Below are 13,004 nucleotides of genomic sequence, written 5' to 3'. Positions count from 1 at the left end.
CGAAAAGCAAACTGCCTTACTGGCAGTTTTTTCTACCGAGTGGTAATGTATGATGTTTAGATTTGTCATATAATTAACACATGAAAGTGTGCATATGATCTTGGGGGATATTAACAGGGGTGATGTTTCATGAACCATACAGGCATACTTACGTTCCTTTTCATTGATGTAGAAGCGAAACAGCGTCAGATAATCACAGATGCCTGTGTTGCTGGCAGCGGATATTCACTTCACAGCGTACAAATGAATTTTTTGCAGAAAAAACCGGTTTTTCCTTCTGAAAAAAATTTTGATTACATCGTTCTGCATGCGGATACTCTTCAGGAAATAAATCATAAGATTATGGCACTGTTCTCCTGTTTTAAAAAGGCAAAAATGATCTTTCTCTGTAACGATAGTGAGGATTTCTTCACGATGCAGCTTTTTCCCTGGTTCTTTGTCCTTCGCTGCTCCCACATTGCACAGGATTGTGTTGCTCTGAAAGAAAAACTGCAGTATCTGTATGAAAAGGAAGAATGCTATTATTTCCAACACCCGGATACACAGCGAAAACTACATATACAGGATATTTACTTTATCGAATGCAATAAGAACTATCTTTATATTAATGGGCGGGAAAACTGTTGGAAGGATCGCGCGACGATAAAATATGCACAGGATACACTATCCTGCCATGGCTGTCTTCTGATCAATCGCGGCGTAATTGTTAATCCAGCTTACATCGAACAAATTCATGGGAATCAGATCACGATGCGGAATCAAAGAGTTCTTTATATCAGTCGTGGTAGAAAAAAGGAAGTCTATCAAAAATGCAGGCTGCATATCGCAGGTGTTTAATATTGATTAAAGAGAGTCAATCATCTGTGCCACCTTTTCTAGAATAAAGGATACGATTGTACCGTTTCTACGATAATGAAGCGCACATATTTCCTGAGAATCCATATATATTTTAGATGTGGACCATTGAAATTCCAAAGCCGGAATGGTGTGGTTTTCGAAGGCATCGTATAGCACATTGTGCATTACATCAAACTGAAAGACAGGCTTTGGATGTCCTGCCATATATGCGTAGCTGTCATTCATTAGATCAGTTGTTATCCTTTCGATGGTATTCATCAGAAGATCTTCTTTATTGTTTGAAAAGGCATAACGATACATCAATTCACCAAAGTCACCTGTCCCGATAGGAACAATCCGGGAGCTAAGTATATTGACAAGGTGTTTAGATAGTATTTGAAGAAAGGTAGCCTTCTCTGCTTTGATTTTTATTAATGTGTAGTTCTTTCCTTTATAGAACATCTCCATAAGCAGTGGAGATTTGGTTGTAGAAAGTACAACCTGGTCGTCAGGCATTTTGATTGAAAAGACTGAATTTGTGTAGCTTAACATGGACGGGGAGTAAAGCATTATGAAAGGGCTTGTTCTGTCATGCTCTATTAACGTATCAGTAAAAGATAGAAATGAACATTCTGCATCAATAATGTGAAGTCCAACTGCAGAAAATATAATGTTGTCTGCGTGGAGATCAACTATTCCGGTAACGCTTGCAATCGCCTGCAAAGCACCAAGCTGAAAATAGTTTCTTTTAGCGGTATCTAAATCAAGTGGTTCTGTTTTTGGAGCGCCTAAAGGAGAAATGACTTCCTCCATGTGTGATACAGGATCAATGCACATTCCTTGAAATTGCATCTCAGGATCTGTTATTAAAAGCTCTCCTGCTTCCTCTAAAAAGCCATTTTTGCCAGCGAGCTCATTATCTACCTCTAGTGGACGATTTTTATAGACAAAAATACCGCCCGAAGCATTGATAAGAAATACGACCTGGCGTCCCTGCAAATGTGGATCGCTGCCAGTAGGCTTTATCAAATACTTTCCATGGAATTTGTTGTAAATACTCTGAACATAATCAGTGGTTAATTGAAGCCTGCGTAAAAACATTTTCATATCTATTTCTGTAGCTGCAGCGTCAGCAGTATAAACCTGTCCATCTATGACAGTTAGAATATATTCTGTAACATTCAGATTACATCCAAGCAAAACATCACTAATACTGGCTGGTATACAGCAGTGTACAAGCTTTGATATACAATCATTAAATAAAGTAAAAGACTTTTCACCTAATATATTATAGATGGAATCTCCGAGGTTTGCCATCGTAATATTTTCAGAGACCATAATATCTGACGCGCACATAGGTATCTGCTCTTGAAAAAGAGTAGAAAATGCAGCAATATTATCTTGTTGCATAACCAGTAAATCAAAGGTATCTATAACAAGGGCAGGGATTTTTGAAAATGCACTTATGAGATAATCAGAAGCAGAAATACCGAGTATATTAGTAAAATTTAAAAGTGATGGACCTAATTCAGGGTAACGATTTATAAACTGTATAAAATCCATATATATTGGTATGTTAGCTTTAAATGGGAATGTCTGAAAGAGATTGTGCAGGTATGAAACAGAAGCAGTATCGGTTCGATAAACAAATTCAATAATGGCATGAAGTGTTTCTGTAGTTATATCATCAGAGTCTGCATCCTTAAAGAAGGCTTTGAGTTCAGGATACAGGGGATTGATGTATATAACGCCAGCCTTTAGTATCTGGTCTATAATTTCCTGATCGGTAATGGGGGCCATCTGTATAATATTTTGCTGCTTATGCATCGGTGGCTTACGCTTTATAACGGCATTGTCTGCCCCCTTTTCCAAAACACTACTGCTATTGATATAATGATTTCCTCGCTTTTCCGTGACATCTACGAGCCCTTGCTTTTGTTGGATAATGTGAGTAAGCTCATGTCGCAGCAGGTGTTCTTTTCCGGAAGCGATATCTATCTGATTATTATGTGCAATGGCGTCAGCCATGTATTGCTTAGGCAAGGAAGAGTTATAATGAATCTGTACATCACTGAGATCAATGCTGCTTTTTTGTTCGAATTCTGTTTGCAAGACAGCACTCATATCTTTATTCCGACTGCTTTTCTTGAAAGATTTATATACCATCATAATCAGCTCCTTGTCTTTATTATACACAAGAAATATCCGATTTTTATATGTGTGGGATGAACGGCATACAAACTGGGATAAATGGTTCAGTGTTTATGCAGTTTGCGTAGCTACTGTTCGTCCCAGCATATTACCATTCGTCCCAGATGTAGGAATTTAATCGGCATTTCTGATAAAATAAAACCAAGGATATATGTTATTGCAACAGGGGGGTGATACAGCATGCAGAAACAGAAAAATCGTTATTATCATGGAAAGATGCTGCGCAGCGACGACTTCATATGCGAACAGGCGTATATGCTCGACCAGATGAAAGCACGTACACATGCAGCGCTGGGAGACGGGATTCTATATGGTCTTCATCTAAGCAGGCAATCTGACGAGCGTTTACATATCAGTTCAGGCAGTGCATTGGACAGCACCGGCAATTTTATCCAACTGGAAGAAGATATCACGATCACCTTGGAAGAACTGGAGGGCTTTTCACAGATCAATACAGATGCTGGCTGGATAACACTTCATCACAGGGATGAAGCAGTTGGAAAAGAATTTTGTGAGCTTCCAAGCACGGATCAGCATGAGGAATATGGAAAATGGGAGGATCGATGGGAACTGCACATACAGGAACAGCAGCCTCCGGATTATTTGGATGAACAGATATTCAAGCAGCAGGTGATTTACGAAGATACGAAGTATAAGCTGTATCTGCACATTCCCTGCATGCTGCCGCAAAACGGTGATGTAGAGCTGCTTCTGCAGCTGGAACAGAAGCAGGAAGCGCCCTTACATCTGGCACTGACTTTACGATCAACGCTATATCATATACAGACAGTGGAACTGCATACAAAAGATAAAAAGAAAGAGCACAGCATACCGGTTTTGTTAAAGCGAAATCACACAGCCGGTGCACATTATGCGGTATTCCATATCGATCAGCTGCAGCTGGAGCAGCATAGTGTTACCATACCTGAACAAACCTTTGAAATTGAAATGGTGGAGGATATGAAAGCTTCTCTGGTAAAACGGCTGATGGAAAAACCCTTTGTATTTCAGAATGAGCTTATTCTCGGATATGTGGAATTTAAGTGCGAACACGATCGTCTTCATATTCAAAAGGTGAACGAAACAGGAAGGATTGAATGCCAGAGACCACAGCTGGATATGGTTGTGGAGGAACTGAAACGAAGGCTTCGCTGGACAGATAAACAGGAATCTCATATACCCGCTGATCACCAAAACGTGAAGGAGGCCTGTGGCATTCTGCATTTTCAGTGTGACAGACTGCATCCGGTTTTCTACAGTGATGAAATCAGTCATGGTCTTGGTCCCGGAGAAATTCAGATGCAGATTTCAATCGAAATTCAGAGTCCGCAGGATGCACCGGGATATCAGAAGCAGCTGATCAGCGGTGACTGCTCTCTGTTTCAACCGGAAGAAACGCTGCGCTGGGCAGTGCGTTGTTATCCATGGACCGGCAGCTTTCAGGCGGCTGTATCTGTTTCCGAATCCTATTATGAACAAAAGCTGATTGCACACTGGTATGCCAGAGCATGGGATATGCAGACTCAGAATGTAACGGAAACCCGTCTGCTTCGTCTGGAGCCTTCCACGATAGCATGCAGACCGCAGGATGTCTGTCACTTCACAGCGGTGTTTGACAGGGAGGAGGATATAAGAGAATTGCGATTTTCCCTTGATGATGCCAGTGCAGGAGAACTGCAGGAGGATGGAACCTTTACTGCCGGACAGAAAAGCGGTATGTATCAGATTCGTGCTCATTACCATGATCAGCAGGTTGCCGCCTACGTAAAGGTGATGGAAGCACATGAGTGAAATTCATCTGGAAACATGGAAGCATGCCGGCATCCTGTATAAGAATCCGTCCTGTACCGCACACCTGTATGAACAGGAAAATAAAAAATACCGGGTGTTCTGTATTGCGCAGGAACAGCTTCAAAGACCCCTGATTTATCTATGCATGGAATACGAATTGCTTTACGGCTTTTATAAGGGCAGCTTCTGTCTGATTGAGCCGTATCAAGAGGCATGCTCCTTAGCCGATTGGCTGAAGGAGTTCCATACCATACAGGAGCGTATTATCATATGCCGCAGCCTCGTATTTGAAATCATGCGCAGAAAGCTGCCGGAGCGTCTATGTGACCTTACGCTGGATATCTACAGTATCGGTATTACACCGGAAAAGGATGTTGTTTTATTCCTGAATCCAAACTTCTCGCATCTGCAGCATCCACTTCACACAACCTGTGTATACAGAACCTCACGGCTTTTGGCAGATATCCTGTCGCAGGCAAAAGAAACCCGTCGGTTGCACCGATATCAGAATCCAAAACAATATCAGGATTTTGTAAAGAAGGTGGCACAAAGAGACTATCACGACTATGCACAGCTGATGAACGATCTAGTGCATCTGGAGGATGCATTTATCCTGAAGAAGCGAAATTGGAGCTTCCTAATCCGTGTCTGCTGTATCATCATGGCAGGAATTGGAATTCTGGCACTCTGTGGCATTGGGATATATAAATATATGGAATGGAGCGAGCGGACCTATGACGGTTTGCAGCGCATCGGAGAAGAGCGTATGGATCCATGAAACGAAAGCGGAGAAATGAAGACTATATTCGCATATTCCATCTGTATGTTGATCGAAAGATATTCATGCTGCTGTTGCTTCTCATCCTCAGTACTCTGATTTTTCTCTTTCACAAGGATTTGCAGCAGCTCTGGAATCGGATTACCAATCAGAATATGGAGGCAACCACCTTTTCCTATCATGATTTGAATCTGGCAAGCTATCAGGGAAATGTCAAAATACTGAACAAAGAAGGCAGGCTCACCTATGAGGGCATGTTTTCAAAAGGTGCCTGTAATGGCAAGGGTACCTTATATGATGAGCACGGACATAAAATCTACACCGGAGAATTTATCGATAATGTCATGGAGGATAAAAGCGGAACCCTGTATTTTGACAAAGGCGAAATGCGGAAATATATCGGTGAGGTACATAACAACCGTGCAGATGGAGATGGCAGAGCCTATCGTAAAACTGATGATACCTACAAGCTGCTATATGAAGGAAGCTTTGTCGATGGGGAATTTGAAGGCAGGGGCATCTATTATGATAAAAACGGCAATATTGATTATGAAGGAGAGTTTCTTGATAATATGCGACATGGGCAGGGAATTTTATATGAGGAAGGTGCCTATACCCGTAAGGTCTATCAGGGGGAATTTGCGTTTGGCAGACCGCAGGGAACCGGTACGCTGTTTGATACCTTCGGAAAAGCCTATTATACAGGTGCTATGCATGAAGGGCATATTAATTTTACATCCTTTCTCCCCTCCACCCTCGAAGATATACAAAACAGCTTCCTGCTGCCGTATCAGATTTATGTATATGAAAACACGACAGCAATCGTCTATAAGACAGACCTGCTCTCACTGGCCTTTTTCACAAAATATCCGTTAAAGCTGGAAAAGAGTGAAAAGGAGTGGAAGCTGAAGGATAAGCAGGAGGCAAAGGACATCGTGATATCCTCTGTCATGATGGTGGATAACAATATTGATGACCCCAACACCGGGACAGATCCGGATAAGATTGAGGCGTCCTGGCAGAAAAAATACAGGCCGCATACGGTGACTGGTCTGATGGATGCCTATGATGTGATTGCCCTACGGCTAACGGAAAACAAGGCATTCAGGGAGTATCGCAAATGCACCAGTCTTGTAGACCATAAGAATAACATACAGGAATTGCAGTATCATCTGCAATTAGATTTGACGAAGCGTGTGTTGTATCCTGTCACAGAACTATCCATCGGCTATGGCTATCCAATTTATGAGGATAAGCTGCTTTATACAATCATGCTGGAAGAGGATGCGGCAGCGAAAGAAGAAAGTGAGAAATTCGTAAAATGATCCATGAAGTATCCAGAACAATCTGCCGGCATTTAGTGGAACAGCTGTATCCGGACTATCTGCTTGACCGCGACGGCGTGCAGCTCTGTATTCCAAGGCACGAGCATCAGGATGTACAGATTGGTATCTATCTTTATGATATCAGCGAATACTCCATCACCGCACAGCGCTATGCCAGTGTGGATGGAGATTCCCGTGTATTTCCTCCGAAACTGATGGAGCTGAGCTATCTGATCTTTGTCAATGAAGATGCACGCTTTGGCGGCTACAACAAGGAACAGGAAGAGATTCTGTATGAGAAAATGATACAGACCTTTCATGACTTATGCATGCTGGATGTGAATGCCGCGCAGATACCGATACAGTTTGTCAATATGGAGCTTGATTCTAAAATCCATGTATGGGAGAGTCTTCATCAGCCTCTGCAGCCGGCTTTATATCTGCGGGTGGCTCCGGTGGAGATTGCTTCTCTGCAATCTGAAAAGGTCAATATCGTACGGCATGTCGATGTTGTGACAGAAAGCAGAAACAAAGGAGGAGATTGATATGGGTGCGATGGTGACAAGTGGTGCAGTGATGAAATGCTCCTTTGGTATCGCGCCTTGTCCGTTTCAGGCGATGGCGAATGCCACGGTTCTAAGCGGGATGCCCGCAGGGACCATGCTGGATATCAGTCCCGCAAGTATTGCCACGTTTGGCATGTGCCAGAGTATGGCAAATCCCACGGTGGCGAGTGCGACGGCGGCTGCACTGGGTGTACTGACGCCGATGCCCTGCCTGCCGATGATTGCGGGACCTTGGATGATCAGCAGTCCCACGGTACTGGTTAAGGGAAGTCCCGTGCTTACAACCGATGCAAGAGCTATGTGTGCATATGGCGGCATGCTTCAGTTTATATCCAGTCCGGCACAAAAGGTAATGGTAAAGTAAGTATGATATATTTAAAGAAGGAAATGCCTGAAAAAATAACAGCTATTCCAGCATATTTGAAATCTCAAGCTGAAAGAAAATCAGGCTGTGATCTCTCAAACGTGAAGGTACACTATAACAGTACCAAGCCTGCAGACTATCAGGCTGTTGGAATTGCACAGAAGAATACCATTCATCTGGCGCCTTTTCACGAGAATAAAATCAAGCATGAGGTTGTACATATCGTTCAACAAAAGCAGAATACATTTCCTGTTTGTCAACAGCGAGGCAGTGTAGTTTCAGATAGCAGATTGGAGCAGGAAGCAAATCAATTCATTATCCACAATACTTCCGATACTGTACAAAAGGATGTGGTCCAGCGGTTTGTAGTAATCCACGGGAAGACATATAATGATTATACAATGCTGGATGAGATTCATCAGGCATTGATCGGATATACATATCGAAATGGGTTACCACCGGCAACAAAGAGAATGTGTGATTATTTCAAGAGCAGAGTGTACTCTACGTTTGATTATGGGTCCTTTCCCTCTATGCGTGCATTCTTTGCCAATATGTTTATCCCAAGTTACACACCCCTGCTACTAGCACCTGTAAACTGCTATCAGGGCAATACGGCAGGGGTTATCATCAATATGAGCGGGTATCGTGCAACCGATAATACCAGTGCAGATACTGCTGGTGCAGCAGCAGGATATACAAAAGCAATGGCAAACGCAGCTGTACCTGGAGTCACCTATGAGTGGCACCATGGTCTATATAACATGGCTGCAAATCAGTGTCAGATGATCCTGGTAGAAAAAAACTATCACAGTACAACAAATCATATCGGTGCTTGTTTTTACTGGTCGCAGCATAACGGCTGTGATTACAGATAAAAAAGCTTTACGAAACAGAACGAAGGAGTTTCAAAGCAGAACATAGGAATTGAACATATACGTAAGCGTATAGTTTAAGGTTAAAAGGAGGAGTCACAATGGCAGAATATTTATCACCGGGCGTATACGTAGAGGAATTTGACAGCGGTCCGAAAGCGATGGAGGGTGTCAGTACATCCACGGCAGGCTTTATCGGTCTGGCAAGGCGGGGACCTGTCACAGGAAAACCGGTGTTGATTACAGGGATTTCGCAGTTTCGCAGCGTGTTTGGAGGGTATCTGGATGCTGCTGTGAAATATCGGCATCTGGCATATGGAATTGACCAGTTCTTTACAAACGGAGGAAGCTGCTGTTATGTTATGCGTGTCGCAAGTGCTTCAGATACAACTGCGTCCATGGAATTGGAACAGGACGGCGTTGCACTGCATTTAAAAGCCGGCAGCGTTGGTGCGTGGGGAAATGAAGTACGTGTTACCATGCAGAAGCAAAGACTGATTAAGACCAATATTCTTGAAGAAGCGAGGGATGAGCAAAAGCGCATCGTTCGTGTGAAAAGCATCAGCGGATATGAGGCCGGTGATCTTGTGGAGCTGGTATCGGGGGATGGAAAAGAATATAACCGCATCGTCAGTGTGCGTGAGGGCGAGCTGGAACTGGAGCGCAGCTTTACGCTTCCTTATGTGGATAACAATCTGCTGCCATCGATATTCCTGCACAGAATCGGCTTTATTCTGCAGGCGGAATGTGATGGTATGGTGGAAACATATAATGTGACATGGAATACGGCTGCAGCAGATTTCGTCAACCGCGTTATGACAAAGGGTATCCTGTTACAGGGGACTTTCACAATCGAGGAAGAAACGGTGGAAAAGCTGGAAGCATGGCTGTCGCAGTTCCAGTTGAATGATGCGCTGTATACCGGCTTTTTGAAGGATGGAAAAACCGTTGTGGAAGAAGGTGCCGAGCTGTTTCTGGGAGAAGATAAGGGACCTGGAAAACGCAGCGGGCTGGAGGCCTTCAAGGAAGTGGATGATGTCAGTATTATGGCGATACCGGGTGTAACGATTCCAGCGGTACAAAGTGCACTTGTGGCACACTGTGAAGCTCTTGCAAACCGTTTTGCGATACTGGATATGCCGTACGATACACGCAGTGTGGATGATATGCAGACGCATCGATCTTATTTCGATTCTAATTACGGGGCGATTTATCATCCATGGCTTCAGATATATGATCCACTTCTCAGAACAAGCGGTTTCTTCCCGCCAAGTGCAGCCATGGCAGGAATCTATGCCCGCACAGATAATACACGCGGGGTGTTTAAGGCACCGGCAAATGAGGTTGTACGCGGCTGTACCGGTCTGAGTGTAAATTACAATGAAGCAGAACAGGGAAAGGTGAATCCGAAGGGCATCAACTTGATTCGTTCATTACCTGGTCAGGGAATTCGTGTATGGGGTGCCAGAACCATGTCCAGCGATGCATCATGGAAATATATCAACGTACGCCGTCTCTTTATATATGTGGAGGAAAGTATTCGCACCAATACAAGCTGGGCGGTGTTTGAGCCGAATGATGCTAATCTGTGGATGCGTGTGGAGGGAACGATTCATATGTTCCTGAATACGCTTTGGAGAAGCGGAGCGCTGGTCGGTTCCAGTGAGGATGAGGCATTCTTTATCAACATCGGTCCGTCAACCATGACACAGGATGATATTCTGAATGGTCGGCTAATCTGTGTGATTGGTATTGCACCGGTACGTCCGGCAGAGTTCGTTATCTTCCGTATTACACAGAAGATGCAGGAACTGTCATAAAATGAAACAACGGGGCTTTCTTAATCGAGAGGAGGCCATGCAGGAAGCCTCAAATGCTTACCATGGCGCAGATTCCATCCTTTCAGTTCATCGTGCTTCCAGTTTGCCCGGGAATATTCATGCACAGGCGTTTACGCGGTTCCCTGAAATTCACATGGCATCAACTGCTGAATCATGCTTCACACATGAGCTTGGTCACGCAGTACAACAGATGATGTCACCAATTACAGCAAATAAGCATATAAAGGGGAATGCAATACAAGATCATGCATTCCTGGAGAAAGAAGCAGATACGATTGGTGACTGTCTGAAGCGGATCCCTGTAAAGCAGCATGCAATCGCCCATACAAGTCCGTCCGTACCTGCATCTGCAGTATTACAGCCAGCATGGATTCTTGAATAAAATGGGGATTGCAGCTATCGATTGGAGGATTTAAAACTGACATGGTATCAAAATAAACAACAGCCAGATAAGCTTTATTATATAACAGATGATGTATCCAGTCCTTATGCCCCTTTAAGCGGAAAAAGTAATGCAGCAACCTGGATTACGTGGTATCAGCGTAAGCCGGATTCCAGTCTGCTCAGAGCCGAAATTGTTGAACGCTGGGATTCAAATACAAAAGGAACGCTGCTATTCTATATTGATAAAAAATTTGAGAAGGGCTATCATCACGAATTAGATGATACACCCCGTATGGAAAGAGCTGCTACTTTGATAGCTATCGGATTACAGTGGAACACTGCTTTCTCTTCAAAACAAATACAAGATAAAGTTCTTCCTATCCTTTCTGCTGATCCTATTTTTACAGGTATAACCACTTATGAAATCAAAACTGTATTTGAATTAAGCGGGGAAATTAAAGGTGCTCCGGAACTGTATATGACGAATACATATAGGGAAATCAATACGGCGCTAATGCTAATGCTGGGAACGCAGGGAGATGAAGTTGATACTGATGAAAATCATTTAAAATCAGCAAATCTGTTGGCACTTAACTGGAAAATGAATTTGTTGACACCATATCAGGGGAACTGGGTAGGTAGGGGGGAAGATTTGATTGCTTATAAATCAAACTACAAAATGCTATACAAAATAACGAATGAAAACCCGGGAATTTACAAAACAAATGAAATTGTGGTTATGAATAAAATAGTGTCAACCTTTTATGACAAGAATAGTAAATACTCAAAAAAATCACTGCAATGGTCTATCAAACTATTAGGAAAGCATGGGGCATATCTACCTAAGAACGAACAGAAATATGCTGAGGAATATGAGGTTATGCTTCCGCCTGGTACAAGACTTCAGGTGGATGAAATTCATTATACAACAGATAAAATCATGCTGTACGCACATACTCTGGATTATCAGGGAGTGCCTTTAAAATATAAAACAAAAGCAAAATAACAATTAAGGAGGAAGCACTATGGCTGTCGTATATCCATTTAAAAAATATAACTATAAGGTCACCGTGGGAAGTCTTGGAGATATGGGCTTTTCTGAGATATCCAAAGGGGACATCTCCTACGAACCGATTGAATATCGGGAAGGAAATTATGAATCCAGTTCACCAATCAAGCAGCAGGGAATCGTCAAATATGGCAATGTCACACTGAAATACGGTCTGACCGCCAGCAAGGCACTTTATGACTGGCTGAACAGCGCACAAACTGCTACGGTAAAGCAGGAGGATGTAAAAATAGAACTGCTGGGGGATGATCACAAATCCGTGCTTACTTCCTGGACGCTGCAGAAGGCGATTCCTATCAAGCTGGCGCTTTCCGATTTCAGTGCAACCGGAAATGAACTGGCTGTGGAATCCGTGGATATCGCGTGTGAAGCGATTATCAGAGGGTAGGTGAAACCATATGCAGACAGAATATCAATTCAAGCTGCCAAAGGGCTATCGATCAGAGGATGGCGGTATCCATAAGGAAGGCTTCATGAGACTGGCGACCGCGAAGGATGAAATTGAGGCCTCCCGTCATCCGAAAGCAAAGGCAGCTCCGGAATATGCGACCATCATTCTACTTAGCAAAGTCATTGTGAAGCTGGATGGCTGTGATTTCGTGACACCGGAAATGATCGAAGATATGTATACAGCTGATGTGAATTTTTTACAGAACATGTACGAAACGATCAACAATAATGAAGATTTGATGGTACGTGTTATCTGCCCGCACTGCGGTAAGGAGTTTACGGAACCGATAAATTTTATCAGCAGGACTGAGTCTGTACAGCCGCGATACACTGTATGAACAGATATCATTCCTGGCCTATTATTTTCACTGGTCCTATGACGAGCTTCTTCTTTTACCGCATATTGAGCGCAACCGGTTCTGTGATGAGGCTGGCAGAATCAACCGCAGAGCGAATGGAGAAGCAGAAAGTATATTTGATATATAATCTAACGGAGGTGCGTATGAAAGCAAA

The 13,004-nt window shown here is 43.2% G+C and carries 11 protein-coding genes and 1 pseudogene; 11 read left to right on the top strand and 1 reads right to left on the bottom strand.

The window, feature by feature from the left end; genetic code table 11:
• The first annotated feature begins 129 nt into the window (after positions 1-129).
• Positions 130-837, top strand: coding sequence for a LytTR family transcriptional regulator (locus G4D54_20730; protein QJA04686.1), 708 nt, complete (start codon positions 130-132; stop codon positions 835-837).
• 6 nt (positions 838-843) lie between these two features.
• On the opposite strand, the gene G4D54_20725 is transcribed toward G4D54_20730, so the two are convergent.
• A complete protein-coding gene (locus G4D54_20725; GenBank protein QJA04685.1) occupies positions 844-3,006 on the bottom strand; it encodes a DUF4135 domain-containing protein in 2,163 nt (720 codons plus the stop codon).
• 222 nt (positions 3,007-3,228) lie between these two features.
• On the opposite strand from G4D54_20725, the gene G4D54_20720 reads away from it, so the two are divergent.
• From G4D54_20720 to G4D54_20675, 10 genes and pseudogenes are all read left to right on the top strand, one after another.
• Positions 3,229-4,839 carry a hypothetical protein gene (locus G4D54_20720; GenBank protein ID QJA04684.1) on the top strand — a complete coding sequence of 537 codons (1,611 nt, stop codon included), beginning with the start codon at positions 3,229-3,231 and terminating at the stop codon, positions 4,837-4,839.
• Positions 4,832-5,617: a hypothetical protein gene (locus G4D54_20715; GenBank protein ID QJA04683.1), complete on the top strand. Its 786-nt coding sequence runs from the start codon at positions 4,832-4,834 to the stop codon at positions 5,615-5,617. The genes G4D54_20720 and G4D54_20715 overlap by 8 nt, the downstream gene beginning before the upstream one ends.
• The gene (locus G4D54_20710) at positions 5,614-6,942 is read left to right on the top strand and encodes an MORN motif containing protein (GenBank protein QJA04682.1); all 1,329 of its coding nucleotides are present in this window, start codon (positions 5,614-5,616) and stop codon (positions 6,940-6,942) included. The genes G4D54_20715 and G4D54_20710 overlap by 4 nt, the downstream gene beginning before the upstream one ends.
• Entirely contained in the window at positions 6,939-7,487 is a 549-nt protein-coding gene (locus G4D54_20705) for a DUF4255 domain-containing protein (GenBank protein QJA04681.1), read from the top strand. The genes G4D54_20710 and G4D54_20705 overlap by 4 nt, the downstream gene beginning before the upstream one ends.
• Before the next feature lies 1 nt (position 7,488).
• Positions 7,489-7,872, top strand: a complete 384-nt coding sequence (locus tag G4D54_20700; protein ID QJA04680.1) for a DUF4280 domain-containing protein — start codon at positions 7,489-7,491, stop codon at positions 7,870-7,872.
• A gap of 2 nt (positions 7,873-7,874) precedes the next feature.
• Complete coding sequence (locus G4D54_20695) at positions 7,875-8,750, top strand: DUF4157 domain-containing protein (GenBank protein QJA04679.1); 876 nt, start codon at positions 7,875-7,877, stop codon at positions 8,748-8,750.
• 98 nt (positions 8,751-8,848) lie between these two features.
• A complete protein-coding gene (locus G4D54_20690) occupies positions 8,849-10,567 on the top strand; it encodes a phage tail sheath family protein (GenBank protein QJA04678.1) in 1,719 nt (572 codons plus the stop codon).
• 1 nt (position 10,568) lies between these two features.
• Positions 10,569-11,978 (top strand): annotated as a pseudogene (locus tag G4D54_20685) (hypothetical protein).
• A 19-nt stretch (positions 11,979-11,997) separates the two neighbouring features.
• Complete coding sequence (locus G4D54_20680) at positions 11,998-12,429, top strand: phage tail protein (protein ID QJA04677.1); 432 nt, start codon at positions 11,998-12,000, stop codon at positions 12,427-12,429.
• Positions 12,430-12,439: 10 nt separating this feature from the next.
• On the top strand, positions 12,440-12,829 hold the full coding sequence (locus tag G4D54_20675; protein ID QJA04676.1) for a phage tail assembly protein: 390 nt from the start codon (positions 12,440-12,442) through the stop codon (positions 12,827-12,829).
• Positions 12,830-13,004 lie beyond the last annotated feature (175 nt).

It is taken from the genome of [Clostridium] innocuum (assembly GCA_012317185.1).
Lineage (GTDB): Bacteria > Bacillota_I > Bacilli_A > Erysipelotrichales > Erysipelotrichaceae > Clostridium_AQ > Clostridium_AQ innocuum.
The sequence above is the reverse complement of the archived record's forward strand: the minus strand, read 5'-3'. Positions and strand labels throughout refer to the sequence as shown.

Coding starts and splice junctions, on each gene's coding strand:
- G4D54_20730 (QJA04686.1), top strand. CDS start 130: ATGAACCATACAGGCATACTTACGTTCCTTTTCATTGATGTAGAAGCG.
- G4D54_20725 (QJA04685.1), bottom strand. CDS start 3,006: ATGATGGTATATAAATCTTTCAAGAAAAGCAGTCGGAATAAAGATATG.
- G4D54_20720 (QJA04684.1), top strand. CDS start 3,229: ATGCAGAAACAGAAAAATCGTTATTATCATGGAAAGATGCTGCGCAGC.
- G4D54_20715 (QJA04683.1), top strand. CDS start 4,832: ATGAGTGAAATTCATCTGGAAACATGGAAGCATGCCGGCATCCTGTAT.
- G4D54_20710 (QJA04682.1), top strand. CDS start 5,614: ATGAAACGAAAGCGGAGAAATGAAGACTATATTCGCATATTCCATCTG.
- G4D54_20705 (QJA04681.1), top strand. CDS start 6,939: ATGATCCATGAAGTATCCAGAACAATCTGCCGGCATTTAGTGGAACAG.
- G4D54_20700 (QJA04680.1), top strand. CDS start 7,489: ATGGGTGCGATGGTGACAAGTGGTGCAGTGATGAAATGCTCCTTTGGT.
- G4D54_20695 (QJA04679.1), top strand. CDS start 7,875: ATGATATATTTAAAGAAGGAAATGCCTGAAAAAATAACAGCTATTCCA.
- G4D54_20690 (QJA04678.1), top strand. CDS start 8,849: ATGGCAGAATATTTATCACCGGGCGTATACGTAGAGGAATTTGACAGC.
- G4D54_20680 (QJA04677.1), top strand. CDS start 11,998: ATGGCTGTCGTATATCCATTTAAAAAATATAACTATAAGGTCACCGTG.
- G4D54_20675 (QJA04676.1), top strand. CDS start 12,440: ATGCAGACAGAATATCAATTCAAGCTGCCAAAGGGCTATCGATCAGAG.